Annotated in this window: 18 protein-coding genes and 1 tRNA gene; 15 read left to right on the forward strand and 4 right to left on the reverse strand. The window is 67.2% G+C overall.

Translation table 11 applies throughout. The annotated features are described in order from the left end of the window. Nucleotides 1-44: 44 nt before the first annotated feature. From A1D30_RS13710 to A1D30_RS13725, 4 genes are all read left to right on the forward strand, one after another. Nucleotides 45-404: a hypothetical protein gene (locus A1D30_RS13710; RefSeq protein ID WP_063461270.1), complete on the forward strand. Its 360-nt coding sequence runs from the start codon at nt 45-47 to the stop codon at nt 402-404. 106 nt (nt 405-510) lie between these two features. After that, complete coding sequence (locus tag A1D30_RS13715) at nt 511-1461, forward strand: homoserine kinase (protein WP_063461271.1); 951 nt, start codon at nt 511-513, stop codon at nt 1459-1461. 206 nt (nt 1462-1667) lie between these two features. Next, the gene (locus A1D30_RS26045) at nt 1668-2516 is read left to right on the forward strand and encodes a BPSS1780 family membrane protein (protein ID WP_063461272.1); all 849 of its coding nucleotides are present in this window, start codon (nt 1668-1670) and stop codon (nt 2514-2516) included. Continuing rightward, entirely contained in the window at nt 2470-3354 is an 885-nt protein-coding gene (locus A1D30_RS13725; RefSeq protein WP_063461273.1) for a FecR domain-containing protein, read from the forward strand. The genes A1D30_RS26045 and A1D30_RS13725 overlap by 47 nt, the downstream gene beginning before the upstream one ends. 136 nt (nt 3355-3490) lie before the next feature. Here the strand turns inward: A1D30_RS13725 and A1D30_RS13730 are convergent, their stop codons facing one another. Continuing rightward, nucleotides 3491-5710 (reverse strand): PhoX family phosphatase, encoded by a 2220-nt coding sequence (locus A1D30_RS13730; RefSeq protein ID WP_063461274.1) that lies wholly within the window; start codon nt 5708-5710, stop codon nt 3491-3493. 325 nt (nt 5711-6035) lie between these two features. On the opposite strand from A1D30_RS13730, the gene A1D30_RS13735 reads away from it, so the two are divergent. The 4 genes from A1D30_RS13735 to A1D30_RS13750 are packed head-to-tail and all read left to right on the forward strand — an operon-like array spanning nt 6036 to nt 10948. After that, complete coding sequence (locus A1D30_RS13735) at nt 6036-7250, forward strand: imelysin family protein (RefSeq protein WP_063461275.1); 1215 nt, start codon at nt 6036-6038, stop codon at nt 7248-7250. Nucleotides 7251-7252: 2 nt separating this feature from the next. Then, the gene (locus A1D30_RS13740; protein ID WP_063461276.1) at nt 7253-8734 is read left to right on the forward strand and encodes a di-heme oxidoredictase family protein; all 1482 of its coding nucleotides are present in this window, start codon (nt 7253-7255) and stop codon (nt 8732-8734) included. Then, complete coding sequence (locus A1D30_RS13745) at nt 8731-9822, forward strand: imelysin family protein (RefSeq protein WP_082836451.1); 1092 nt, start codon at nt 8731-8733, stop codon at nt 9820-9822. The genes A1D30_RS13740 and A1D30_RS13745 overlap by 4 nt, the downstream gene beginning before the upstream one ends. Then, nucleotides 9812-10948, forward strand: a complete 1137-nt coding sequence (locus tag A1D30_RS13750; protein WP_063461277.1) for a DUF1513 domain-containing protein — start codon at nt 9812-9814, stop codon at nt 10946-10948. The genes A1D30_RS13745 and A1D30_RS13750 overlap by 11 nt, the downstream gene beginning before the upstream one ends. A gap of 169 nt (nt 10949-11117) precedes the next feature. On the opposite strand, the gene A1D30_RS13755 is transcribed toward A1D30_RS13750, so the two are convergent. Both A1D30_RS13755 and A1D30_RS13760 read right to left on the reverse strand, forming a co-directional pair. Further along, nucleotides 11118-11663, reverse strand: a complete 546-nt coding sequence (locus tag A1D30_RS13755) for an AAA family ATPase (RefSeq protein WP_063461278.1) — start codon at nt 11661-11663, stop codon at nt 11118-11120. After that, nucleotides 11664-14117 (reverse strand): UvrD-helicase domain-containing protein, encoded by a 2454-nt coding sequence (locus tag A1D30_RS13760; RefSeq protein ID WP_063461279.1) that lies wholly within the window; start codon nt 14115-14117, stop codon nt 11664-11666. 43 nt (nt 14118-14160) lie between these two features. Between A1D30_RS13760 and A1D30_RS13765 the strand changes: the two genes are divergently transcribed. Beyond that, a complete protein-coding gene (locus tag A1D30_RS13765) occupies nt 14161-14868 on the forward strand; it encodes a hypothetical protein (RefSeq protein ID WP_063461280.1) in 708 nt (235 codons plus the stop codon). 243 nt (nt 14869-15111) lie between these two features. Then, on the forward strand, nt 15112-16089 hold the full coding sequence (locus A1D30_RS13770; RefSeq protein WP_063461281.1) for a GMP reductase: 978 nt from the start codon (nt 15112-15114) through the stop codon (nt 16087-16089). 55 nt (nt 16090-16144) lie between these two features. Here A1D30_RS13770 and A1D30_RS13775 read toward each other — a convergent pair whose 3' ends face one another. Further along, on the reverse strand, nt 16145-17026 hold the full coding sequence (locus A1D30_RS13775; RefSeq protein WP_063461282.1) for an alpha/beta hydrolase: 882 nt from the start codon (nt 17024-17026) through the stop codon (nt 16145-16147). 122 nt (nt 17027-17148) lie between these two features. Between A1D30_RS13775 and A1D30_RS13780 the strand changes: the two genes are divergently transcribed. The 5 genes from A1D30_RS13780 to A1D30_RS13800 all read left to right on the forward strand — a co-directional run bounded on the left by A1D30_RS13780 (nt 17149) and on the right by A1D30_RS13800 (nt 26134). After that, nucleotides 17149-18057, forward strand: coding sequence for an NAD(P)-dependent oxidoreductase (locus tag A1D30_RS13780; RefSeq protein ID WP_277922021.1), 909 nt, complete (start codon nt 17149-17151; stop codon nt 18055-18057). Nucleotides 18058-18144: 87 nt separating this feature from the next. Then, a tRNA-Lys gene (locus A1D30_RS13785) sits at nt 18145-18220 on the forward strand. A gap of 456 nt (nt 18221-18676) precedes the next feature. After that, nucleotides 18677-21067, forward strand: a complete 2391-nt coding sequence (gene bcsB, locus A1D30_RS13790; protein ID WP_242421885.1) for a cellulose biosynthesis cyclic di-GMP-binding regulatory protein BcsB — start codon at nt 18677-18679, stop codon at nt 21065-21067. Next, nucleotides 21060-22217: a cellulose synthase complex periplasmic endoglucanase BcsZ gene (bcsZ, locus tag A1D30_RS13795; protein WP_063461284.1), complete on the forward strand. Its 1158-nt coding sequence runs from the start codon at nt 21060-21062 to the stop codon at nt 22215-22217. The genes bcsB and bcsZ overlap by 8 nt, the downstream gene beginning before the upstream one ends. Further along, on the forward strand, nt 22214-26134 hold the full coding sequence (locus A1D30_RS13800; RefSeq protein ID WP_131798462.1) for a cellulose synthase subunit BcsC-related outer membrane protein: 3921 nt from the start codon (nt 22214-22216) through the stop codon (nt 26132-26134). Before bcsZ ends, A1D30_RS13800 begins: the two co-directional genes overlap by 4 nt.

Here is a 26134-nt window from a genome sequence, read left to right on the forward strand (position 1 = left end):
GGCCGCGCCACGGCGCCTGCCAGGCAGCGCTCTACAATCGGCCGATGCGCGCTCCTCACCTTCTCTTGCTGCTGGGCATGGCCTGCGGCACCGCCCTGGCCCAGAATACAAGCCAAAATGCCCCTTTGGGCGCAACAGATAAGCGCGAAACGCTATCAAATCAAGAGCAACCAGCAGGCCGCACCAACCAGCGCACCGAGCGCATCCAGGTCGAAGACGCGGGCAGCCGCGTCGATGAGCTGCGTGTGGGCGGCCAGACCCAGACCATTTCCGTACAGCCCAAGACAGGCAACATGCCGGGCTACGAAGTGCAGTCGCCCGATGGCGCCCGCAGCCGTGCGGGCAGCAACAGCGGCGCCGAAACCACCACGGCCCCGCGTGTCTGGAACGTGCTGAAGTTCTGAGCCAGCGGCGGCCTTGCCGCCTGCCTCCAGCGGCGGCGCGCCGCCCTGCGGCTCTGCGTACGCCCCGCCAACCCCTTCCCTCCTCTTTTTCGATACCTTTCGAGCGATGGCTGTTTTTACCGAAGTCTCCAACACCGAGGCGCGCGAGCTGCTGCGCCGTTTGCAACTGGGTGAGCTGGTAGAGCTGCGCGGCATTGAGGGGGGCATCGAGAACACCAACTACTTCCTCACCAGCGACCAGGGCGCGTTCGTGCTCACGCTGTTCGAGCGCCTGACGGCCGAGCAGCTGCCGTTCTACCTGTACCTGATGAAGCACCTGGCGCACGGCGGCGTGCCCGTGCCCGACCCGCGCGCTGACAAGAACGGCGACATCCTGCACACCGTGTGTGGCAAGCCCGCTGCGGTGGTGAACAAGCTGCGCGGCAAGAGCCAGCTGGCGCCCCAGGGCGCGCACTGCGCGGCCGTGGGCACCATGCTCGCGCGCATGCACCTGGCGGGGCGCGACTTTGATCGGCGCCAGCCCAACCTGCGCGGCCTGCCCTGGTGGAACGAAACCGTGCCCGTGGTGCTGCCGCACATTGGCGAGGCGCAATCGGCCCTGCTGCGCGCCGAACTGGCCTACCAGAACCATGTGGCAGCAGGCTCGGCCTACGCCGCCCTGCCCTGCGGCCCCGTGCATGCCGACCTGTTCCGCGACAACGTGATGTTCGAGGGCGAAGAGCTGACCGGCTTCTTCGACTTTTATTTTGCAGGCGTGGACACCTGGCTGTTCGACCTGGCCGTGTGCCTGAACGACTGGTGCATCGACCTGCCCACCGGCGCACACGATGCCGAACGCGCCACGCGCATGCTGGATGCCTACCAGGCCGTGCGCCCGCTGACTGCCGCAGAGCGCGAGCTGCTGCCCGCCATGCTGCGCGCAGGCGCGCTGCGGTTCTGGATCTCGCGGCTGTGGGACTTTTACCTGCCGCGCGAGGCCTCCATGCTCACGCCACACGACCCCACGCACTTCGAGCGCGTGCTGCGCCACCGCGTGGCGCACCCCGTACACGCCTGACCCCGGCCGCACCTGGCAAGGGAGCACGACGCTGGCGCTGCCCCTTCGCCGTGGCTGGAATGGGCTGCTGGGGTAAATTCCTGCCTGTTGCTTTCCGCATGTTGCTTCCCGCCTGTTGCCCGCAACTCCCAGCGCCAAGCCTGCGCCTCCGGCGCAGCGCGGCGAAGGCGGCGTGAACCGGCCCATCCTCTCCTGCACCCCATTCAATGAAACTCCACATCGTCCCCGCCCGCACCGGCATGGCCTGGGTCAAGCTTGGCATCCGGGCGTTCTGGCGGCAGCCCATGGCGCTGGCAGCGCTGTTCTTCATGACCATGGCCTCCATGTCGGTGGCCACCATGGTGCCCCTGGTGGGCCCGGCCATTGCGCTCGCGCTGCTGCCGTCGGCCACGCTGGCCATGATGGTGGCGGCCGCCGAGGCCACGCAGGGGCGGTTTCCCATGCCCACGGTGCTGCTGGTGGCGTTTCGCACCGGCCGCCAGCGGCTGCGCGACATGCTGGTGCTGGGCGCGCTGTATGCGGTGGGCTTCCTGGGCGTGATGGGCCTGTCGGCCCTGATCGACGGCGGGCAGTTTGCCCAGGTGTACCTGGGTGGCGCCAAGCTGACGCAGGAGGTGGCGCAGGACCCGGCCTTCCAGAGCGCCATGTGGCTGTCCATGGTGCTGTACCTGCCGCTGTCGCTGCTGTTCTGGCATGCGCCGGGGCTGGTGCACTGGCACGGCGTGCCGCCGGTCAAGGCGCTGTTCTTCAGCATCGTGGCCTGCGTGCGCAACTTTGGCGCGTTTCTGGTCTACGGGCTTGGCTGGCTGGGGGTGTTCCTGCTGGGGGGCCTGGTGGTCAGCATTGTTTCGGCGCTGCTCGCAGTGGCGGGGCTTGCCGGTGCGGCGGCCGGTGGCATCATGGTGGGGGCGGCCATGATGATGGCGGCCATGTTCTTCACGTCGGTGGTGTTCACCTTCCGTGACTGCTTCGACCCCCCATCCACGGCCACCGTGCACGAGGCGCCCCATGACGAGCCACCGCCACCACCCCCATCAACTCCTGGGCCGCTCTGAACAAGAGCTGGCCTGGTTCCAGCGGCGCAGCCTGCTGCAGGCCGCCGCGCTGTGGGTCGCCTCCGGCGGCTGGGCGGCAGCCCATGCGCAGGGCCGCAGCAACATCGTGGAGCTGCGCGGTGACGTGCTGCGCAATGGCGAGCCGCTGACGGCCCAGCACACCATCACCGCCAACGACCGCATCGAAACCGGCCCCGGCTCGACCGCCGTGTTCACCGTGGGCAACAGCGCCTTCATGGTGCGCCAGAACTCGCGCGTAGCGCTGGAGAGCGACACCCCCACCGCCGTCAAGGCGCTGCGCGTGCTGAGCGGCGCCGTCGCCAGCGTGTGGGGCAAGGGCGCCGACCGCCAGATCGTGCTGCCCACCGCCACGGCCGGAATCCGGGGCACGGGGGTCTATGCCGAGGTGTTCCCGGACCAGGCGCTGCGTGGCTATTTCTGCAACTGCTACGGCACCGTGGACCTGGCGGCAGGCAGCGAGAGCCTGGTGAGCCAATCGTCCTACCACCAGGCCTTCTGGGCCGAGCCTGCCCCCCGCAATGGCCGGCTGCTGACGCCTGCGGGCGCCATCAACCACACCGACGAAGAGCTGGAGTTTCTGGCAGGCCTGGTGAACCAGCGCACGGCCTGGCAGGTGGCCGGGCGCAAGGGGGTGAAGGACGGGCGCGGGCAGATGGACTATTCAGCCCCACCGGGCAACGCGGGCAACGCTGGCAGTGGTGGCGGTTCTGGCAGCGGCGCAGAACCCTCGCCCCCACCGGCGCCGGCTCCAGCAGCCCCCTCACCGGCCCCCGCATCCCGCGCCCGGCCCGCATCACCTTACGGCCCGGACTATTGAGCGGAACGGCAATCTGCCGCTGCGGCTCTCAGCGCCAGCATCGCAAGGCCGCGCGCACTAGCTGCCCCCAAAAAGCAAAAAGGCCGACTCAAGAGCCGGCCCATGAACCGTGGGAGGGAACCCTCCCACCTCCACATCAGGTCCCGATGGTGCCGCCGTCGTTCTTGGTGATCACGATCGTGGCCGAGCGGGGGCGCTTGCCCGCGCCGTAGCCCGCATTGGAAGGCCACTGGCTGGTGTACTTGGCGGGGTCGCCCAGGTTGGCCAGCGAGGTGGTCTCACCCGGGTGCTGGATGTTCACGAAGATGGCCTTGCCATCGGGCGTTTCGGCCACACCGGTGATTTCGCTGCCGCTAGGGCCCACCAGAAAGCGCTTGAGCGTGCTCTCGGTCGCGGCCTTGCCCACGGGGGTCACGATGTCCATCTTGGAGCCATCGGCCTTGGTGTAGCTCAGCGTCTTCTTGCCGCCGTCACCCACCTGGCCAGGCACGGCGGCCAGCATCATGCAGTTGGTCACGTCGGTGTAGGCGCCGTCATCGGTCTGGATCCAGCAGATGCCGGTGGCCTTGCTGAAGGCCAGGCCGTCGGGGCTGGAGAAGTCCTGGTCAGCCGTCAGCGACGAGATGTTGACCAGCGTCTTGTCGGCGCCCGCTTCCGCGCCGAACAGGTACACGTCCCAGGTGAAGGCCGACACGGATGTGCCTTCCTTCAGGCGCACCAGGTGGCCGTTGGGGTTGCCGTTCTGAGCGCTGCTGCCCTTCATGTCGGTATAGGCGCGCGGGTTAGCCGCGTCGGGCAGGTACTGGCTGCCGGTGGGGTTCACGCTGCGGTTGCTGTTGTTGGTCAGCGTGAAGTACACCTCGCCGTTGGCGGGGTTCACCGCATTCCACTCGGGGCGGTCCATCTTGGTGGCACCCACGGCGTCGGCGGCGATGCGGGTGTTGATGGCGATGTCGGCCGCGTCGGCAAACTTGTAGGCCGCGTAGCCGCTGATGGCGGTGTTGGCCAGCGACAGCTCGATCCAGCTGCCCGTGCCGTCGGCGTTGAACTTGGCCACATAGAGCTTGCCGCTGTCCAGGTACTTGTCGCCCACGGCCATGCGGTCGGCGGCGTTGGCGTCGGCCGCGTTCCACAGCGCGGTGGAGACAAACTTGTAGATGTATTCCCCGCGCGAATCGTCACCCATGTACACGCTCAGGGGCTTGCCCGCTTCCACCTTGCCAAATGCCGCGCTTTCGTGCGCGAAGCGGCCCAGGCCCGTGCGCTTCTTGGCCATGCGGGTCTTGTCGTAGGCGTCGATTTCAACGATGTAGCCCATGCCGTTCATCTCGTTGCGGTAGTCATCGCTGCCGTCGGCCGAGGTGCCGGTCTTGCTGTTGTTCCAGCGCTGGTACTGGTCGGCAGTGCCACCACTTTCCCACCCGTGGCGCGATGCTGCGCCCTGGTTGCGGCCATAGCGCTTGAGGGCCGTCACGCTCTTGTCGTTGCCGCGTGCGGCATCGTCGGCAGCGCTGCGGGTGAAGTAGCCAAACCAGTTTTCTTCACCGGTCAGGAACGTGCCCCAAGGCGTCTTGCCCGTGCCGCAATTGTTCAGCGTGCCACGCGTGGTGGTGCCGGTGGGCGAATACTTGGTCACCAGCTGCGCATTGCCGCGTGCGGGGCCCGAAATTTCGATGGGGCTGAGCGCCGTCAGGCGGAAGTTCAGGGCCGAGTTGGGCGTGTAGGCCCACTTGCCAGCCGCCTTGGCCACTTCGATCACGGCGATACCGTGGGCAGCGGTTTCCTTGTCGATTTCCGCAGCAGGACGGGGCAAGGTGGTGGTGCCACCATTGGCGTGCAGGAAGTGCGACGACAGCTTTTCGTCGGTGGTGGCTTCGTGGTTGATGGCCAGCAGGCCGCGCTCGGTGGCGTTGTCGTTGCGCTTGCCATCGGCGCCCAGGCCAAACCACTCCATGCCGTCGTGGTGGTCACCGGCCCGCTTGTCGAAGTCGCCATCGGTGCCATCGTTCTTGTACGCAGCCACGCCAGCGGCAATGGGGTCGCCCAGCGCGAACAGCACGCTGGCGGTGTAGCCCGCAGGCACGGCCACCACGTCGGCCAGGCTCTTGGGCACGGCACCAAAACCCAGCAGCTTGGGGCCCGCAGGCACGGCGGCGTCGTCGCTGCCACCACCACAGGCGCTCACGCCAAACCCGGCCAGCATGGCCGTGCCCACAGTGCCCACGCTGCCACGCAGCAGGCCCCGGCGCGACAGGCGTGCACCCAGCACTGCGTCGAACGTGGGGTTGGCGGAGGTGTTGGCGTTTTCGTTGTTGAAATCGATGGCCTGCTCGGGCGCATCCACACGGTGGGTCATGGGGTTCCTCGGGGGTTGTTGGTTACAAAGCCTGTGGAGCGTAGAAACACCGGGTGACACCGCCGTGAAGTTTTTGCGTCGGTTTTGTGACATGCGATTCCAGACTGCGCCCGAGGGATTGAGCAAATACGAATAACTATCATTTGTATAATCCCGAACACCCCAGACCGCCCAGCCAATCTCCGCGCCCACCCGTCTTCCCAAGGCCTGTGCGCGGCCCCCACCAGCCAGTGCGGCCCCTCCGTTCCCACCCCGTCATCGCGGCGCCCCGCCCAGCCCCCGGCTGTCGGTGCGGCAGCCTGCGTGCCCCTTTGGAGACCCCTGCATGACATCGCCCTTCCTGAAGACATCGCTGCTGGCAGCGGCCCTGTGCGCCACCACCCTCGCCTGCAGCACCGGCGCCGCCGCGCAGACCCCGGCCGCAGCCGCCCCCCAGGCCCAGGCCACACAAACGGTGACCTCGCAGGCCGTGGCAGCGCACTACGCCACCCTGGTGCACGCCAACTACGCCGACACCCTGGCCAGCGCCCAGGCGCTGCGCGAGGCGGTGTTGGCCTTCAACACCAAGCCGTCGGCCGAGACCCTGACCGAAGCGCGCAAGCAATGGCTGGCCGCGCGCGAGTTCTATAGCCAGACCGAGGCCTTCCGCTTTTACGGTGGCCCCATTGACAACGACAACGGCCCCGAAGGCCGCATCAACGCCTGGCCTATGGACGAGTCCTTTGTGGACAGCGTGCAGGGCAAGGCCAACGCAGGCCTGGTCAACAACCGCAAGTTCGCCATCACCAAGAAGAACCTCTCGGCCCAGAACGAGCGCGGCGGCGAGGAGAACATCGCCACCGGCTGGCACGCCATCGAGTTCTTCCTGTGGGGCCAGGACCTGTCGGAAACCGGCCCGGGCAACCGCAGCTTTGAAGACTTCGTGGACGGCAAGGCGCCCAATGCCGACCGCCGCCGCCAGTACCTGACCGTGGTGACCGAGCTACTCATCGACGACCTCACCGCACTGGTGAAGGCCTGGGCGCCCGATGCGAAGAACAACTACCGCGCCAGGTTCGTGCGCGGCGGCAACGAGTCGGTCCGCAAGATGCTCGTGGGCCTGGGCTCGCTCTCGCGCGGTGAGCTGGCGGGCGAGCGCCTGGAAGTGGCCCTGAACAGCCAGGACCAGGAAGACGAACACTCGTGCTTCTCCGACAACACGCACCGCGACGCGGTGACCAATGCCCAGGGCATCCGCAACGTGTGGCTGGGCGAGTACCAGCGCGCCGACGGCAGCATGGTGAAGGGCCCATCGCTGCGCGACCTGGTGGCCGCCAAGGACGCGGCGCTGGCCGCCAAGACCACGCAGCAGATCGCGGCCTCGGTGGCAGCCGCCGAAGCCATCCAGGCGCCGTTCGACCGCGAGATCATTGGCGGCAAGGACGCCCCGGGCCGCCAGCGCATCCAGAAGACCATCGACAGCCTCACCAGTCAAGCCAAGGACCTGGTGGCCGCCGCCAACGCCATCGGCATCACCAAACTCACGCTGGTGCAACCCTGAACATGTTGCTTTTGCCAGCCATTCGCCGCCAGCGCGCCCTGCGCCTGGCAGCAGCCAGCACCGTTGTCGTCGCCCTCGGCGGCCTGGGCCTGCAGTCGCTGACGGCGGCGCCCCCGCCCGACCCGCTGGGCGAAAAAACCGGCGGCGACACCACCGTGTTCGCCACCGGGCGCAATGCCTTCTCGTTCCCGGCCGCCAACCTCAGCGATGAAGAGCGCACGCGTTTTGTCATCGGCAACTCGTTCTTCCGCCGCAACTGGGTCGAGGCCCCCGCCTCCACCAAGGCGCGCGACGGCCTGGGCCCGCATTTCATTGCGCGGTCCTGCGGTGGCTGCCATGTGCAGGACGGGCGCGGCGAGCCGCCAGCCATCTTCAACCGCCTGGGCGAGACCAAAGACCCGACCGTGGCCTTGCTGATCCGCCTGTCCATCCCCGGCACCGACGCGCACGGCGGGCCCCGTCCCGACCCGGTGTACGGCGATCAGTTCAACAATGCGGCCATCCAGGGCGTCCAACCCGAAGGGCGCGTCACGCTGCGCTACGACTCCATCAAGGGCAAATTCGCCGACGGCACGCCCTACACGCTGCAAAAACCCCTCTACGGCTTTGCCGACCTGGGCTACGGCCCCCTGCACCCTCAAGTCATGACCAGCCCGCGCATCGCGCCACAGATCATTGGCGTGGGCCTGCTCGAAGCCATTGCCGAGGCCGACATCCTGGCCAACGCCGCCGACCAGGCCGCCGCCCCCGGCCCCATCAAGGGCGTGCCCAACCAGGTGTGGGATGCGCCCGCAGGCCGCACGATGGTGGGCCGCTTTGGCTGGAAAGCCAATGTGGCCACGATTGCGCACCAGACGGGCGGCGCCTTTTTGGGCGACATGGGCATCACCTCGCGCCACTTTGCGCAGGAGGCCTGCACGCCCGCGCAGAAGGACTGCCTGGCCGCACCCAGCGGCCAAAGCGGCGGCGAGCAGGGCCAGCCCGGCGTGGAGATCGACGACAAGACCCTGGCCGACGTGGTCTTCTACCAGGCCACGCTGGCGCCGCCCGCGCGCCGCAACATCAACGATGCGCAGGTGCTGCGTGGCCAGGCGCTGTTTGCGCAGGCCCAGTGCGCCACCTGCCACCGCCCGAGCTACGTCACCCAGGGCGGCCCCTTCCCGCAGCTGACCAGCAAGGCGCTGAGCGGCCAGCGCATCTGGCCCTACACCGACCTGCTGCTGCACGACATGGGCGAGCGCCTGGCCGACAACCGCCCTGACTTTGGCGCCAACGGCCGCCAGTGGAAGACCCCGCCGCTGTGGGGCACGGGCCTGATCAAGGACGTGAACGGCCACACCCGCCTGCTGCACGACGGCCGCGCGCGTGGCGTACTGGAAGCCGTGCTGTGGCACGGCGGCGAGGCCGAGGCGGCCAAGGACCAGGTGCTGAAAATGAAGAAAGCCGACCGGGATGCGCTGGTGAAATTCGTGGAGTCACTATGACCATGAGAACCCTTGCCGCGCTGCTGCTGGCCCTGCCCCTGGCGGCCCCGGCGCAAACTGCCACCCCCGCCTGGCAGCGCAATGCCGTGCCCTTCTACGACACGGTGCACGCGCTGCAAGGCATCTACGGCCACTGGGCCCTGCCACGTGCCCAGGACTTTGACCACAGCGCACGCGCGCTGGCGCCCGCCGTGGCGGCGCTGTGCGAAGCGCCTGCGGCAGGCGGCAAGGCCGCACTCGAATCCGCACGCACCGCCTGGCAGGCCACAACCCGCGCGTGGGAGCAGCTGGCCGCCGTGTCCGTGGGCCCCGTCATCGCCCGCCGCAGCCAGCGCGCCATCGACTTCACACCCACCCGCCCTGCCCTGATCGAAAAAGCCATCGCCGCCCAACCCCAGGGCGCCAAGGCGTTCGAGCGCATCGGCACGCCCGCCAAGGGCCTGCCTGCACTGGAATGGCTGCTATGGACGCGCCCCGTGCAGCCAGGAAGCCCCGCCTGCAGCTACGCCCACGAGGTGGCGCAGGACGTGGCGCGTGAGTCCGCCGCGCTCGAAAAAGCCTTTGCCGACGCCTCGGGCACCGACTGGGGCGCCGAGGATGAGCAGGAGCAGTCCACCCAGGCCATCAGCGAGTTTGTGAACCAGTGGGTGGGCGGCATCGAACGCCTGCGCTGGGCGCAGATGGAGAAGCCCCTGCATGCCGCTGGATCGGGATCTGGCAGCCGCGCGCCCGACTACCCCCGCACCGCCAGCGGCAACACCCTGGCCGCCTGGGCTGCCAGCTGGGCAGCCCTGCGCAACGTGACCGCCCTGCCTGCCAACGCCGCCACGCCCACCCCTGGCGAGGCCCTGGTGCCGCTGGAGATGTATTTGCGCGGCAAGGGCCTGAACCCCCTGGCCGACAAGCTGCACCAGGCCGCCGGCAAGGTGGATGCATCAATGGCACAGGTACAAAAATCCGGCGTGCAGAACAAGGCCGCCATCCAGCAAACCGCCAAGGACCTGGCCGCACTCAAATACCTGGCCGAATCCGAAGTGGCGCCTGCACTGCAGGTCAGCATTGGCTTCTCGGACGCCGATGGCGACTGACCTGCACCGCCGCCATGCCCTGGCCGCGCTCGCGGGACTGGGCGCCTGCGTGCTCGCCCCCGGAGCGGCCTTCGCATCCCCCGGTGAGCGCATGCACCTGGCCGCCGCCTGGGAGCACCAGGGCAGTTTCCACATCGGTGTGCTCTCTACGCACGGAGGCGCCGGGCAGGCGCTGCAGGTTCACGCCGCGCTGGAGGTCCCGACCCGCGCGCACGGCCTGTGTGTGTTGCCCGACGGGTCGGTGATCGCCACGGCCCGCCGCCCCGGCGACTGGCTGGTGCGCTGGCGGCCCGGTGCAGGCGGCAAGCCCCAGTGGCTGTGGCAAGACGGCGAGCGATCCTTCAACGGCCATGTGCTGGCCAGCGCCGACGGCCAGCGGCTGTACACCACCGAGACCGATGCCGAGACGGGCGCAAGCTGGGTCGTGGTGCGCGACGCCCGCACGCTCGCTACCACCGCTGTTTGGCCCACCCACGGCATCGACGCACACGAGCTGGCCTGGGACACCCGGGGAAACAACGGCGGCGCCCCCACCCTGATCGTCGCCAACGGCGGCGTGCCCACAGCCCCCGAAACCGGCCGCGTCAAGCGCGAGCTGGACCGCATGGACCCATCGCTCGCGCGGCTCGATGCCCACACGGGCCGCCTGCTCGGCCAGTGGCGCCTGCCCGACCCGCGCCTGAGCCTGCGCCACCTGGCCTGGAGCCCCGACGGCGCCCTGCTGGGCATCGCGCTGCAGGCCGAACACGACGATGCCGCCACCAAGCATGCCGCGCCCGTGCTGGCGCTGTTTGACGGCACCGCGCTGCGCGGGGTGGCGGCGCCAGACCCAATTGCCCAGCGCCTGCACGGCTACGGCGGCAGCGTGGCCGCCACCCCCACCGGCTGGGCCGTGAGCTGCCCGCGCGCCCACGGCATCGCCACGTTTTCCTTGCTGGGGGACTGGCAAGACCTGGTGCCGCTGCCCGAGGTGTGCCCGCTGGCCGTGCGCAGCGGCGCGCTGTGGGCGGGTGGCCTGGCAAGCAGCCTGCAGAACGCGCAGGCAGTGGCGCCGCTGGCGCATCCGCATGGAGCGGGGTTGCAAGGCGCGCGGCTGGACAACCACTGGGTGGTGTTGCAGGGCTGAAACTTCAGGAAAAAACAGGCTTCTGCGCTCTATGGATAAGCGCTTTCAGCTATCAAAAGAGAAGCAAAAACCCATCCGGCGCAACGCCCCGCAGGTCGGGTGAGCGCCGCGTAACCCGACACCACCGCCACATGCCCCCAGTGTTCCGCCGGGTCACGCCCTGGCGGGCTCATTCGCCAGACAGCTCGAGCTGGCGCCGCCGCAACGCAGCCAACACCTCAGCGGCAATCTGCTCCGGCGCCATGCGCGCGGTGTCCACCACCCACCGCGCTGTCTGCGATGCAGGCCAGGGCTGGTAGTCGTGCTGCAGCACGGATTGCCAGCTGGGCGGCGTGAGCCCGGGGATGTCGCTGCGGCGGGTCTCGACGCGGCGCCGGTGTTCTGCCGCGTCCGAGCAGACCACCTCCACATCCAGCCACGGCACCGACACGCCACGGGCCACGCTGTGCCAGGCCTCGCGCGTCACCGGCAAGGGGTTCACACAGTCCACCAGCACCGGCAGGCCCTGCGCCAGCTGGGTGCGCGCCAGCGCGTAGGCGACCCGATAGCCTGCGGTGCCAACCTCGGCCCCGGCATCGCGCAGCGCCTGCTCGATGGTGTCGATGCGCAAATACACCGCCTGCCACTGCGCCAGCAATGCACGGGCTACGGTGCTCTTGCCCACGCCGGGCAGTCCGCCCAGCACCACCAAGGCTGCGGCGCCGGGCCCGCCCATTCAATCCACCACCGTGAGCTTGGCCACCGACAGCGCCAGCCACTTGGTGCCATGGCGCGGAAAGCTGACCTGCGCGCGCGCATCGTCGCCCGCGCCTTCGATCGCCAGCACCTTGCCTTCGCCAAACTTGGTGTGGAACACGGCGATGCCCACGCGCAGGCCGTGCGAGGGCGCGGCCTTCTGCACGGGCACCGGGGGGCTGGCAAAGGTCTCGGATTTCAAGCCAAAACTGCCTCTTCCGCCTGCTGCATATGGGTTTGAAGCTCCCATATTAGGAGCATACGAACCAAACCCCTGCTGCTTGGGCGTGATCCACTTGAGCGCGGCTTCGGGCAGCTCGTCAAAGAACCGGCTCTTGATGTTGTAGCGCGTCTGCCCGTGCAGCATGCGGGTTTGCGAGTGGCTGAGGTACAGGCGCTTGCGCGCGCGGGTGATGGCCACGTACATCAGGCGGCGCTCTTCCTCCAGGCCGTCGCGGTCGCTGGCGGAGTTCTCGTGGGGGAAAAGGCCCTCTTCCATGCCGCCGATGAACACACCGTCGAACTCCAGGCCCTTGCTGGCGTGCACGGTCATGAGCTGCACGGCGTCTTGCCCGGCCTGGGCCTGGTTGTCGCCCGCCTCCAGCGCGGCGTGGGTCAGGAAGGCGGCCAGCGGCGAGAGGGTTTCGCCGGTATCAGCGTCCACGATGCCGGGCACGGCAGGCTTCAAAGGCTCGTCCAGCACCGGCGCGTTCGGGTCCAGGCCTTGGCTGACCACGCTTTGGGTGAGCGGCGTGCCGTGCTCATCGAGCGGCAGGGCCACGGCGTCGCGGCCAAAGCCTTCCTGCGTGACAAAACTCTCGGCGGCGTTGACCAGTTCCTGCAAGTTCTCGATGCGGTCAGCGCCCTCCTTTTCGGTGCGAAAGTGCTCCACCAGGCCGGTGGATTCGAGCATCTGCTCGATGATGCCGCGCAGGTTCAGGCCCTGGGTCTGCTCGCGCAGCACATCGACCATGGCGACAAAGGCGCCCAGGTTGGCACCCGCCTTGCCGGGCACGGCGCTCACCGCGTCGTGCAGCGAGCAACCAGCGGCACGGGCCGCGTCCTGCAGCACCTCGATGCTGCGCGCGCCAATGCCACGCGGCGGAAAGTTGACGACCCGCGTGAAGCTGGTGTCGTCGTGCGGGTTCTCCAAGAGGCGCAGGTAGGCCAGTGCGTGCTTGATTTCGGCGCGCTCAAAAAACCGCAGGCCGCCGTACACGCGGTAGGGCACGCTGGCATTGAACAGCGCCGATTCGATCACCCGGCTTTGTGCGTTGCTGCGGTAGAGCACGGCAATCTCCTTGCGCTCAAAGCCGTCGCTGCGCACCAGCTGCTTGATCTCATCGACCATCCACTGCGCCTCGGCCAGGTCGGAGCTGGCCTCGTACACGCGCACGGGCTCGCCCGCGCCCTGCGTGGTGCGCAGGTTCTTGCCCAAGCGGCGGCTGTTGTGGCTGATGAGGTGGTTGGCCGAATCGAGGATGTTGCTGTAGCTGCGGTAGTTCTGCTCCAGCTTGATCTGGCGTTGCACATCAAATTCGCGCACAAAGTCGGTCATGTTGCCCACGCGTGCACCGCGAAAGGCGTAGATGCTCTGGTCGTCGTCGCCCACGGCGATCACACTGCCCCGCGCTTCGTAGCGCCCGCCCACGTCGTTGCCCGCCAGTTGCTTGAGCCAGGCGTACTGCAGCTTGTTGGTGTCCTGGAACTCGTCCACCAGGATGTGGGCAAAGCGGCGCTGGTAGTGCTCGCGGATGGGGTCGTTGTCGCGCAGCAGCTCGTAAGAGCGCAGCATCAGCTCGCCGAAGTCCACCACGCCTTCGCGCTGGCATTGTTCTTCGTACAGCTGGTAGATCTCGACCTTTTTGCGCGCATCGCTGTCATGCGCCTCCACGTTGGCGGGGCGCAGGCCTTCTTCCTTGCAGTTGGCGATGAAGTACGCCAGCTGCTTGGGCGGGAAGCGCTCATCGTCCACGTTGTGCTGCTTGCACAGGCGTTTGATGGCCGAGAGCTGGTCTTGGGTGTCGAGGATCTGGAAGGTCTGCGCCAGCCCCGCCGCCTTGTGGTGGGCTCGCAGCAGGCGGTTGCACAGGCCGTGGAAGGTGCCGATCCACATGCCGCGCACGTTCACCGGCAGCATGGCCGACAGGCGGGCCACCATCTCCTTGGCGGCCTTGTTGGTGAAGGTGACGGCCAGGATGCCGCCGGGTGTGGCGTGGCCGTTTTGCAGCAGCCAGGCGATGCGGGTGGTGAGCACGCGGGTCTTGCCCGAGCCCGCGCCCGCCAGGATGAGCGCATGGCCTGCGGGCAGCGTGACGGCGGCGAGTTGCTCGTCGTTCAGGTTCTGCAGCAGGGGGGACAAAGGCGCGGGGGCCGGGGCGGCACCGGCGGGGGAAGGCGACGGCGCACCCGGAAACAGGTCTTGTGGGAACATCCGGCCATTGTAGAAAGCGCCTCCGCCTCTGCCCCTTCCACCCATGAAAAACATTGCACCTGCCCTGACCAGCCTGCTGCTGGCCCTTTCTTCCGCCCCCGGCGCCTGGGCCCAGGCCAGTTGCAGCAGCGACGGCGCGCCCCGGCCCGTGTGGGTGTTCGAGCGCTTCATCAACGCCGACTGCGAAGCCTGCTGGACCGACCCGGCCCCCCCTGCCCCGTCCGCCCGGGGCCAGGCCGTGGTGCTGGACTGGATCGTGCCCGGCGCCCTGGGCGACGACGCGCCCCTGTCGGCCGCCGCCACCAGCGATGCCCTGGCACGCCTTGAGACCCTGGCCCGCCCCGTGCCTGCACGCACCGACGTGCACATCGCAGCCCTTGAATCAGCAGCCCCTGCACAACTGCGCGTTGCCCAGGGCCCGCCGTTCAACGACTACATGGGCGCCTCCATCACCTTCACGCCGGCCCGCGCCGCGCGCCAGCACGGCCCCTGGCGTTTTCACCTGGCGCTGGTCGAATCCGTGCCCGCCGGAGCCGACGGCAGTGCAGCGCCCAGAAATGTGGTCAGAAACATGCTTCTCGGCGCATGGGATAAGGGCGGCAAGCTATCAAAAACAGAGCAATTCAAGCAGCAGGAGATGCGCCCGGTGCGCATCCCCGAGGGCGCCAAGCCAGAGCGCCTGCGCCTGGTGGGCTGGGTGCAGGACGCCCAGGGCCGCGTGGTGGCCGCTGCACAGTCCCGCTGCCAGTGACACCGGCCGCATCAGCGGTGCGCGTGATACCGCTCATACCACCAGTGTTATAGGGCCTGGCACACAGGCGGGTAGAATCAATCACCGGGCCCAAGTTTCTTKTCGCCCGGTTTTTTGTGCCCGCGCATTGCGGGGTTCGGAGCGGCCACCACGGCCCCGCCCACAAACCAAGCCGGTCCCAAGCCAAGCGCCCCACGCTGCTGAAATGGTTTGGCAGCGCCTTTCAAAGGAGCTTGGAATCTCATGGAAATCTTCGACTACGACAACATCCTTTTGCTGCCGCGCAAGTGCCGGGTGGAAAGCCGCTCGGAATGCGATGCCAGCGTGGAGCTGGGCGGGCGCTCGTTCCGCCTGCCCGTGGTGCCGTCCAACATGAAAACGGTGGTGGACGAAAAAATCTGCACCTGGATGGCGAAGAACGGCTACTTCTACGTGATGCACCGCTTTGACCTGGACAACGTCCAGTTCGTGAAGGACATGCATGCACAGGGCTGCTACGCATCCATCTCGCTGGGCGTGAAGCAACCCGACTACGACACCGTGGACCAGCTGGTGGCCCTGGGCCTCACGCCCGAGTACATCACCATCGACATCGCCCACGGCCATGCCGACAGCGTGAAGAACATGATCGGCTATCTGAAGGACAAGCTGCCCCAATCCTTTGTGATTGCAGGCAACGTGGCCACGCCCGAGGCGGTGATCGACCTGGAAAACTGGGGCGCCGATGCCACCAAGGTGGGCGTGGGCCCGGGCAAGGTGTGCATCACCAAGCTCAAGACCGGTTTTGGCACGGGCGGCTGGCAGCTGTCGGCACTCAAGTGGTGCGCCCGCGTGGCCACCAAGCCCATCATTGCCGACGGCGGCATCCGCAGCCACGGCGACATCGCCAAGAGCATCCGTTTTGGCGCCAGCATGGTGATGATTGGCTCGCTGTTTGCAGGTCATGAGGAATCGCCCGGCCAGACAGTGGAAGTGGATGGCGCGCTCTACAAGGAGTACTACGGCTCGGCCAGCGACTTCAACAAGGGTGAGTACAAACATGTCGAGGGCAAGCGCATCCTGGAGCCCATCAAGGGCCAGCTCGCCAACACGCTCATCGAGATGGAGCAGGATGTGCAAAGCTCCATCAGCTACGCCGGGGGCAAGAAGCTGATGGACATCCGCAAGGTGAACTACGTGATCCTGGGCGGCGACAACGCGGGCGAACACCTGCTGATGTAAAGCCCGCACCTGCCGGGGCCGTGCACCATGCCACGGCCTGCGCAACCGCTGGGGGCTACATGCGCAGCAGGTTCTGCGCCATGTGGTGCAGGTCCTTGCCGGGCTGGGCCAGGGTGTCGAGGATGCTGAAATGGTGCAGCCCCGGCAGCACCTGGCAGCGTGGCACCGAGTGCACACCCCAGGCCTGCTGCACCAGGCCGTTCTGGCGGTGGAATTCTTCGCTCTCATCCCCGCCCGCCACGCAGTAAAGAATGCCGTGCTCGGGCGCCAGCAGGCGCGCGGGGCTGTCTTGCAGCACATGCTGGTCGGTCAGGTGCAGCGCCTCTTGCAGGAAAGGGGTGTGCATCAAAGGCTCCAGGTCATGCAGCCCCGAGATCGACAGCGCGTTGCGCACCAGCCCATCCGGCAAGCCTGCACCGATCAACGGCCACACACTGGTCAGCAGCATGGCCGCCAGGTGCCCGCCCGCCGAATGCCCGGCCACCGTGATGCGCCGCGCATCCCCGCCATGGGCCTCAATGTTGCGCGCCACCCAGGCCACCGCTTTTTCCATCTGCCGCACGATGTGCGGAATCGTGACTGGTGCCTCGGGCGTGCCCGGGCACAGCGCGTAGTTCACCACCACCACACAGAAGCCTGCCTGGTTGAACGGGGGGGCGATGAAGGAATGGTCGGATTTATCAAGGGCCCGCCAGTAACCGCCGTGGATGAACACCAGCACCGGCACCGGGGCACCGGCGGGGCGCGTGGAGGGGAAAACATCCAGGGTTTCCCCGGGGCCCGTGCCATAGGCCACATCGAGCACACAGGGCACCTGGGCACGCACCTGTGCGGAATCCCGGGCCCAGCGCTGCAGGTAGTCCATGTGGTCGGGAACCAGCGCACGGTTGTTGTACATGCGCTCCAGCCAGGCCGGGTCGTTCAGGGGCAAGCTCATGGGCGATGTCTCCTTGGGCAAAAACAGCTTCGGGCATCATCTTTCCATTCGCGCCAAGCTGCAAGCTCCGTGACAGGCTGGTGCACCAAAAAGGCACATGATGGCAGCAGAGACAGCCTTTCATCTCAGCAAAAAAGAAGCACGCCATGACCACTACACCCCTGCGCATCGCCGTTCTCGGCATTGGCATGATGGGCCTGCCCATGGCCCGCCGCCTGAGCGAAGCGGGCCACCCGGTGCGGGCCTGGAACCGCACCCGCGCCAAGGCAGAACCGCTGGCCTTGTACGGCGTCACCGTGAGCAATACACCCGCAGAAGCCGTGCAGGACGCCGACATCGTGATCAGCCTGCTCGAAAACGGCCCCGTGGTTGGCCAGGTGCTGTTTGACCAGGGTGCCGCCCGGGCGATGCGCCGGGGCAGCCTGTTCATCGACATGGCCTCCATCCAGCCCAGCGAGGCGCGCGACCATGCCGCCCGCCTGGGCGAGCTGGGCGTGGCGCACCTGGACGCGCCGGTCTCCGGCGGCACCGTGGGCGCCGAAGCGGGCACCCTGGCCATCATGGTGGGCGGCCGCCCCGAGGACTATCAAAGGGCCCTGCCCGTGTTTGCCCCCCTGGGGCGCGCCACGCATGTGGGACCCCATGGTGCGGGGCAGCTCGCCAAACTGGCCAACCAGATGATTGTGGGCATCACGATTGGCGCCGTGGCCGAAGCGCTGCTGTTTGCGGCCAAGGGCGGGGCCGACATGGCCAAGGTCCGCGAGGCCATCAGTGGCGGCTTTGCCGACAGCCGCATCCTGCAATTGCATGGCCAGCGCATGGTGGAGCGCGACTTCGCCCCCCGGGGCCGCATGGCCGTGCAGCTCAAGGACATGCGCAACGCCATGGCCACCGCCCATGAGACAGGCTTTGATGCGCCCATCACCGCCCTGTTCGAGGCCCTGTATGCCGACGGTGTCGAGCACGGCCTGGGCGACCTGGACCACAGCGGACTCTTTGTGGAACTGGCCAGCCGCAACGCGATGCAGTGAAAATTTTTAGCCCGACTTGCCAACAGCCAAAAAACTAGTGCATAATTCGAGGCTCTGCAGCAACGCAGACAGATTCTAAAAAGATTTGGGTTCTTAGCTCAGTTGGTAGAGCAGCGGACTCTTAATCCGTAGGTCGAGTGTTCGAGTCACTCAGGACCCACCAAATCGAAGCCGCAAGGCACAAAAAGCCTGCTACCTATAAGTAGCAGGCTTTTTTGTTTTCAGAACAACTGCCCCACTCTCGCAGCCAGTACGCGCGCACCGCCCGGAAGCCTGCCGGTGCATGCTCTGACCTCCGGGCCACACGGCCTTGGTGTCCGCCTTCCTCAGGCGGCAACGAATGCGTCTCCCCCGAGACGGCCACCTTGCCGCTGCCAAAGGCTGCGGCCCTTTGGTGGCGCGTGCGGCTGGCGGCCATTTTTTGACCATTGAATCCAAGCGCACACCTGCCTCGTACCCATCGCAGGAACGCTTCCAACAGGGCTGGTGGCAATTGCAAACAAATGTCTACCAACCATTTGCGGACGAAACGCGTGGCTACACTTTGTCAAACACATGACACACCGGTGAGGTAGGCCCACGACGCCACGCACACCCGGAACGAGACACCCAGAACACCGTGATATCCAGACCAAAAACAACCGGCGCGCCCGCCATCCTGCTCGCACTCATCGCCGTCGGCCTGATCTCGCTACCCCACCCTGTTGCCAACGCACAGTCCTCCAAATCGCGCGACACCGGGGCCAAGGATCGCAGCCAGGCCAGGGCAGAACGCGATGTGGTGCGCGGCAAGGTGGCACCCGCAGACGCGGGACCCGGTGGAGCCCTTGCATCAGTGGCCACGCCCCCGCCACTGCCATCCCGGCAGTGGAAGGTCAGCCTCAAGGATCTTGGCGTGACGCGCCCTATCGCCCTGCGTGGTGTGGAGAGCGAAGCCAGTGTGGGCGTGGGCGTGCGGCGCGACGAAGCGGTGGAATCGGCCCGGCTGCGCCTGACCTTCACGCTGTCGCCGGCCTTGATCCCGGTGCTGTCACACCTCAAGGTGATGCTCAACGACGAAACGCTGCAAACCCTTGTCCTCGACAAGGAGCGTCTGGGCACGCCACAGACCGTCGAACTCAACATCGACCCACGCTACTTCACCGACTACAACCGTTTCCGCTTCCAGTTCATCGGCCACTACACGATGGAATGCGAAACACCCAACCATTCGAGCCTGTGGGCCACCATCAGCAATGAGAGCCAGCTCGAACTCTCGCTGCGCCAGATCCCGCTGCGCGACGATCTGGCCCTGCTACCTGCACCGTTCTTCGACCCACGCGACAACCGGCCCGTCAGCCTGCCCTTTGTGTACGGAGACAAGCCCAGCACAGGCACGCTCAAGGCGTCGGGCTCCATTGCAAGCTGGATCGGCATGCTGGCAGGCTACCGTGGCAACCAGTTTCCGGTGTTTGAAAACCAGCTGCCCCGCCAGCACGCCGTGGTGCTGGCCACCAACAACAACCGCGCCGCGTTCCTGCAAACCCTGCCAGCGGTGGAAGAACCCACGCTGTCTGTCGTGCCACACCCCGACGTGCCGGGCGCCAAGCTGCTGCTGGTGCTGGGCAAGGACGATGCGCAGCTGCAGATGGCGGCCGACGCGCTGGCCTTGGGCAAGGCTGCGCTCTCGGGGCAGAGCATCACTGTCAAGTCGCTGGAGTACCCGGCCCCGGCCAAACCGTATGACGCGCCCCGGTGGATCACAACCCAGCGGCCTGTAAAGCTGGCAGAACTGGTGTCCAGTGCGTCGGAGCTGCAGCTGCGCGGCTCGGTGCTCAACGACACGGTCAACGTCTACACCCGCATGGCGCCCGACCTGTTCACCTGGAACGCCAAGGGCGTGCCGCTGGACCTGACCTACCGCTACACGCCCAACAGTGTCTCGGACCATGGCGCGCTCAATATCTCGATCAACAACCAGTTCATCCAGTCCTACCCGCTGCAGTCGCGCGAAGACCGCACCAGTGGCAAGAGCACCATCATGCTGCCGTTGTTTGACGATGGCAGTGCCCAGACCCGTTCAGACCTGAAGATCCCGGCCTTCATGATCGGTGGCGACAACCAGCTGCAGTTTGCCTTCCAGATCCCGCCCAATGACCTGGGCCGCTGTCGCTCGGCACCGCCCACCGAGTTGTTCGCAGCCATTGATCCACAGTCCACCATCGACCTCACGGCTTTCCGCCACTACCTGGCGATGCCCAACCTGGCGGCCTATGCCAACAGCGGTTTCCCGTTCACGCGGATGCCAGACCTGGCGCAGACGTCCATCATCCTGCCGAACCGGCCGACGCCATCCGACGTGGAAGTGTTTCTGACGGCCGTGGGCCGCATGAGCGCATCCACCGGCTATCCCGGCACGCGCTTCAAGCTGCTCAGCGCGGCCGAGGCCGACAAGGCGGCCGACACCGACATCCTGGTCATTTCTCAGGGTGACAGCGACGGCCTGCTTGAAAAATGGAAGAGCCACCTGCCAGCCCTGTTGGCAGCGGGCGCACGTTCGGTGCAACCGCTGGAGCGCGCGATAGGTTCTTTCTTCGATCTTTTCAACCTGGAGCCCCACCAGCGCCTGTCGGCCTCGGGGGGCCAGGCCGTGCTGCAGGGCAAAGGCCCGCTGGCAGCCGTGACAGGCTTCGAATCGCCTCTGAGTAGCGGGCGCAGCGTGGTGGCCCTCACCGCCACCGACAAGGATGCCATGTCCTTGTTGAGCCAGGGCCTGAATGACGCGGGCAAAATCAAGAGCCTGCGTGGCGACCTGGGACTGATGCGCGGCGACGCCATCGAAAGCTTCCGCATCAAGCCCGTGTACTACGTGGGTGACCTGCCCTGGTGGCAGCGCCTGTGGTTCCACATGCACAGCCATCCGCTGCTGCTGGCCCTCGTGGGCATTGGCACTGGCCTGCTGCTGACTTTCATCGTCTACGCAGCGCTGCGCAGCATGGCGCGGCGCCGACTGGCTGCACACCATGACTAAGCCCGTTCATCGCCGCGCCGCCTTGCAGACCTGCGCCAGTGCCGCCCTGCTGGCCTGCTTCCCGGGCGCACAGGCCCAGCCAGCCGCAGCGGGCGGAGGCCGCACCGCCTGGCCCGCCTGGGACACGTTCAAAGCCCAGTTCATCAACGAAGGCGGCCGCGTGGTCTCCGATGACGATGGGGGTGGCCAGACCTATTCCGAAGGCCAGTCCTACGCACTATTCTTTGCGCTGGTGGCGAACGACCGGCCCATGTTCGACAAGCTGCTGCGCTGGACGGAGAACAACCTCTGCGAAGGCGACATGACCGCACGCCTGCCTGCATGGCTCTGGGGTCGCCGCCCCGACGGTACATGGGGTGTGATCGACAGCAATGCCGCATCGGATGCCGACCTGTGGATTGCCTATGCGCTGGGCGAGGCCGGTCGGCTGTGGAACGAGCGCAGCTACCGCGCCCTTTCGGCCCTGTTGGCCGCACGTGTGCTGCGGGAGGAAACCGCCGACATCCCTGGCCTGGGGCCCACGCTACTGCCCGCGCCCAAGGGGTTCGTGCAGCCCAACGGCCGCTGGCGCCTGAACCCCAGCTACGTGCCCATGCACCTGATGCACTGGCTGGCCGCCAGTGACTACGACCCGCAATGGAAAAAGCTGGTGGACAGCTCGCTCAAGGTCATCCGTGGCGCATCGCCCAAGGGCTTCACCCCGGACTGGACCGTGTACGACGCCAAGCAGGGCTTTCTGGTCGATACAGAAGGCAAGGAAAAAGGCCAGGGCACCTACAACGCCATCCGTGTCTACCTGTGGGCCGGTGTGATGCATGCCGACGCGCCCGGGCGCAAGGCGCTGCTCGACACCCTGGCGCCCATGGCCCGCTATGTGCGCGAGCAGGGCTACCCGCCCGAATCCATCGATATCCTGACCGGGCAGGCCTCGGGCCCTGCACCCTCGGGCTTTTCGGCCGCGATGCTGCCCTTTTTGCGTGCCATGGGGGACGACAAGGCGCTGCAGTCGCAGCGCATGCGCCTGGAGGCACGCCCCCTGCGACCCAAGGCCTACTATGAGCAGGTGCTGGCCCTGTTTGGCCAGGGTGCATTCGAGGGGCAGTACCGCTTCACAGCAACGGGCCAGCTCCTGGCGCGGTGGAAACCGTGACCCGAGCCCCCCGACGCCCCCTCCATTGGCTGCCTTCCATCACCCTGCTGGCCGCAGCCTGCCTTCCCCCAGCCCAGGGCGTGCACGCCAGTACGCCATCGGCCGTCGAGGCCGAGCTGCTCAGCGGTGCCCGCATGTGGGCATCCAAGAACCGCCCCGACATGGCCCGCCAGCTGGTGGACAAGGTCCTGGCTATGGACCCCTATTCGCCGCAGGGACTCGGCACGCTCGGCGACCTGGCGCTGCGCGAGAAAAAGATGGACGAAGCCAAGCGCATCCTCGACACCCTGCGCAGCCGCCACCCTGGCCACGCGGTGACTCAGGAGCTGGAGACCCTGGTGCGGGTCTATGGCAGCGAACGTGAAAAGCTCTCGCAAATGCGCCTCATGGCGCGTGCAGGCCGCAAGGCAGAGGCCGCCGACCTGGCGCGCGAGCTGTTCCCGCAAGGCCCCCCTACCCTGGGTGGACTGGCGCTGGAATACCACCAGATCCTCGGCTCCAGCACCAAGCGCAATACCGACTCCCTGCGCCAGCTGGGCAAGCTGTACCAGGAGACCGGGGAATCCCGCTACCGCCTGGCGCAGCTCGAAATGCGCATGTACCAGGGCGAGAACCCCACCACCGTGGTGCAGGAAATCGAATCGCTGGCCAAGCAACCCGACGTCAACGCCCAGCAATTGCAGGACCTGTGGCGCCGTGCCATGGACCGGCTGGCCAACACCTCCGCCAACCTGCCCCGCGTGCGTGCCTTTCTGCAGCGTTACCCGGGCGACAAGGCCATGGAAGATCGCCTGGCCGCCATGCAACAGGCCGTGGAGCGCGCCGCCCGAGCGGCCCGCGACCCCGCTAACCTGGCACGCAATGCCGCACGGGCAGCTTTGGACCAGGGCAACACCGAATTGGCCGAAGAACAGCTCCAGGCCGCACTGGCCTTGCGCCCCAGCGATGGCGACAGCCTGGGCAACCTCGGGCTCATCCGTCTGCGCCAGGGTGAACATGCCCAGGCCCAGGAGCTGTTTGGCCAGGCCTATGCGCTGACCCGCCAGGGCAAATGGAAAGAACTACAGGAGACGGCCCGGTTCTGGGGCTTTCTGCGGCAGGCAGACCGGGCCATTGAGAAGAACGAACTGTCTACGGCCGCGAGCCTGGCCGAGCGGGCGCTGGCCCTGCAACCCGGCAACGCAGAGGCGCTGACCACACTGGCCAGCATCCGCGACCTGCAGGGAGACCACGCGCTGGCAGAAAACCTGTATCTGGACGCGCTGCGGCATGACGCCGCCAGCAGCGCTGCCGTCAAGGGGCTGGCCAGTCTGTATGCCCGCACGCAGCGCTCAGGCAAAGCGCTGGCCTTGCTGGCCGAGGCCGCCACCCGCGACGCTGCCCTGGGCGCAAAGCTGGCAGGCACGCAGGCCGACATCTTGGTCGCCCAGGCCGAAGAGCACCTGCAGGCGCAGCGCCTCAGTGCCGCGCTGCGCGCCCTCGAATCTGCCGTGGTGTTGGCCCCGGGCGATGCCTGGGTGCGGCATCGCCTGGCACGGTTGTACCTGCGGCTGAACCTGCCCAAGGAAGCGCTCAATGTCATGGACGAAGGCATGGCACGCGCCACCGTCACCCCACCGGGCGCGGCCAGCGGCGCCATGCTGTACGCACGGGCGCTGATCCGCTCTGCGGTGAATGACGATCAGGGGGCGCTGGCCGATCTGGCGCAGATTCCATCTGGCGAGCGCACCGAATCGATGCAGGCGTTGAGCCAGCGCTCCACCGTCAACTCGCTGGCGGCGCAGGCAGCCGCCAGCCGCCAGCCCGCCGAGGCGCAGGCCCTGCTCGCCCAGGCCGAGCAGACCGCTGGCAATGATGCGGAGCTGCTCTACACCGTGGCCAATGCCTGGTTTCGCCGGGCGCAGCCCCTGCAAGGCGTGGCAGTGTTCAACCGGTTGGCAGCCCGCGCGCACCGCATGGAGCCGCAGGCGCAGCTCGACCATGCCCAGTTGCTCAACCGCGCACAGGACGATGCCACACTGGCCGAACACTTGCCCCGCCTGTTGCAATCACCGGGCTGGAGCGTCGAGCAAGAAGCGCGCCTTGTAGCGCTCTACACCGCCCACCGCGAGCGACTCATCGAACAGCAGCGCCAGGCCGGCAACCTGACCGAAGCCGTGCGCATGGCGCGCCAGCCACTGCAGCTGCCAACACCAGCAGCCTCTCCCGATGCGGTCCAACAGCGTGGGCAAACGCAGGCCCGCCTGTTGATGGCTGCAGGTGAGTATGCCGACGCAGCCCGGCTGCTTGCACCGCTGGTCAAGACGCAGCCCGATGGCCTGGACCTGCGCATGGCCCTGGCGGATGCACTGTCGCGCCTGGGCGATGTACGGGGCGCTACCGAGCACGCCCTGTGGCTGCAAGACCATCTGCCCCCCACCGACGCCGGACAGCAGCTGGCGCTGCTGCGCATCTGGCAACGCGCAGGCCGCATGGAAGAAGCCCGGGCCCTTTCCACACGATTGCTGCAGGCTTTTCCCAATGACAGCGATGTTCTGCTGCATGCCGCGCGGCTGGAACGAGCGAACCGCAACTATGCGCAGGCGCTGGTGTTTTTCCGCAGCGCCCTGATGCTGGAGACGCGCGGCGGCGCCCTGGCGACGGCTGAACCCACCCCGACCGAGGCGATGGATGCCGAGCCCCCGCTGGCGCTGCAAAAGAGCTACGCGCTTTCGTTGCCCGTGGATCCCATTGTGGTGGCCAAGATCCAGGGTGAGATCGACGCCATCGAGGCCCGGCGACAGGTCTGGATCGAGGCCGCGCACACCGGGCTGCGCAAGAATTCCACCGAGGGCATCTCCAGCCTGCGCGGCTGGGAGCGCCCCCTCGTCGCCTGGATGCCACGCGGCTACGACGGGCACTATTTTCTGCATGTGGACCGGGTCAAGCTCAACGCAGGGGACTTGCCTGCCGATGGATCGGACCTGCTGGACTTTGGCCAGATGGCCGCCCTGCCCCCGGGCTCGCCCCTGACCTACCGCCGCCAGCGGGGCTCGGGCACCAACCTGGGCTTCGGTTTTGTGGGCGATGACATCCAATGGGACATCGGCGCCACGGGCGTGGGCTTCCCGGTGACCAACGTGGTGGGGGGGCTGGCCAAAACCGGCACCCTGGGCCGCTACGGCTACAAGCTCGAAGCTTTCCGTCGCCCCATCACAGGCAGCCTGCTGTCCTATGCCGGTGCCCGCGATCCCGTCTCCGGCGAGCTCTGGGGTGGCGTGGTGGCCACTGGTGCCGCAGCGCGCCTGTCCACCGACTTCGGCCCATACAGCAGCTCGGTGAGCCTGAATCTCGCAGCCCTGACCGGCAAGAACGTGGAAAACAACACCCGCGCCCAACTGCGCGTGGCTGTGGACCGCGACGTCTGGCGCGGCAGCCACAGCGTGGTCAACATGGGCGTGGCGTTTTCCGCCTGGCACTACGGCAAGGACCTGTCGGAATACAGTTTCGGCCACGGTGGCTACTACAGCCCGCGCAGCTACGCCTCCCTTGCATTGCCTGTGGAATGGAGCGGTCGCCACGGGGCCCTCACCTGGCTGGCGCGGGGTTCGGTATCGGTATCGCGCAGCAGCAGCGCCGACAGCGACTACTTCCCGCAGAGCGCGCTGCTGCAGGCTCTGGCGCGTGCGCGCCTGGCGGAAAGCGGCAATGTGCCGGTGTACCCAGGCAGTTCAGGCTCGGGGGTTGGCCGATCGTTCCGGGGCGTGCTGGAGTACCAGGTCACCCGCAATCTTTCGCTCGGTGCCCAGCTGGAGCTGGACCGCTCCGCCTACTACGCCCCCACCAACCTCATGGTGTACGGCCGCTACCGCTTTGACCCGGTGCTGGTACCGCTGGAAAACCGCCCGCGCCCCGTCCAGCCCTATTCGAGTTTCTGA

This window comes from Acidovorax sp. GW101-3H11 (assembly GCF_001633105.1).
Taxonomy (GTDB): Bacteria; Pseudomonadota; Gammaproteobacteria; order Burkholderiales; family Burkholderiaceae_C; genus Acidovorax.

Coding starts and splice junctions, on each gene's coding strand:
- A1D30_RS13710 (WP_063461270.1), top strand. CDS start 45: ATGCGCGCTCCTCACCTTCTCTTGCTGCTGGGCATGGCCTGCGGCACC.
- A1D30_RS13715 (WP_063461271.1), top strand. CDS start 511: ATGGCTGTTTTTACCGAAGTCTCCAACACCGAGGCGCGCGAGCTGCTG.
- A1D30_RS26045 (WP_063461272.1), top strand. CDS start 1,668: ATGAAACTCCACATCGTCCCCGCCCGCACCGGCATGGCCTGGGTCAAG.
- A1D30_RS13725 (WP_063461273.1), top strand. CDS start 2,470: ATGACGAGCCACCGCCACCACCCCCATCAACTCCTGGGCCGCTCTGAA.
- A1D30_RS13730 (WP_063461274.1), bottom strand. CDS start 5,710: ATGACCCACCGTGTGGATGCGCCCGAGCAGGCCATCGATTTCAACAAC.
- A1D30_RS13735 (WP_063461275.1), top strand. CDS start 6,036: ATGACATCGCCCTTCCTGAAGACATCGCTGCTGGCAGCGGCCCTGTGC.
- A1D30_RS13740 (WP_063461276.1), top strand. CDS start 7,253: ATGTTGCTTTTGCCAGCCATTCGCCGCCAGCGCGCCCTGCGCCTGGCA.
- A1D30_RS13745 (WP_082836451.1), top strand. CDS start 8,731: ATGACCATGAGAACCCTTGCCGCGCTGCTGCTGGCCCTGCCCCTGGCG.
- A1D30_RS13750 (WP_063461277.1), top strand. CDS start 9,812: ATGGCGACTGACCTGCACCGCCGCCATGCCCTGGCCGCGCTCGCGGGA.
- A1D30_RS13755 (WP_063461278.1), bottom strand. CDS start 11,663: ATGGGCGGGCCCGGCGCCGCAGCCTTGGTGGTGCTGGGCGGACTGCCC.
- A1D30_RS13760 (WP_063461279.1), bottom strand. CDS start 14,117: ATGTTCCCACAAGACCTGTTTCCGGGTGCGCCGTCGCCTTCCCCCGCC.
- A1D30_RS13765 (WP_063461280.1), top strand. CDS start 14,161: ATGAAAAACATTGCACCTGCCCTGACCAGCCTGCTGCTGGCCCTTTCT.
- A1D30_RS13770 (WP_063461281.1), top strand. CDS start 15,112: ATGGAAATCTTCGACTACGACAACATCCTTTTGCTGCCGCGCAAGTGC.
- A1D30_RS13775 (WP_063461282.1), bottom strand. CDS start 17,026: ATGAGCTTGCCCCTGAACGACCCGGCCTGGCTGGAGCGCATGTACAAC.
- bcsZ (WP_063461284.1), top strand. CDS start 21,060: ATGACTAAGCCCGTTCATCGCCGCGCCGCCTTGCAGACCTGCGCCAGT.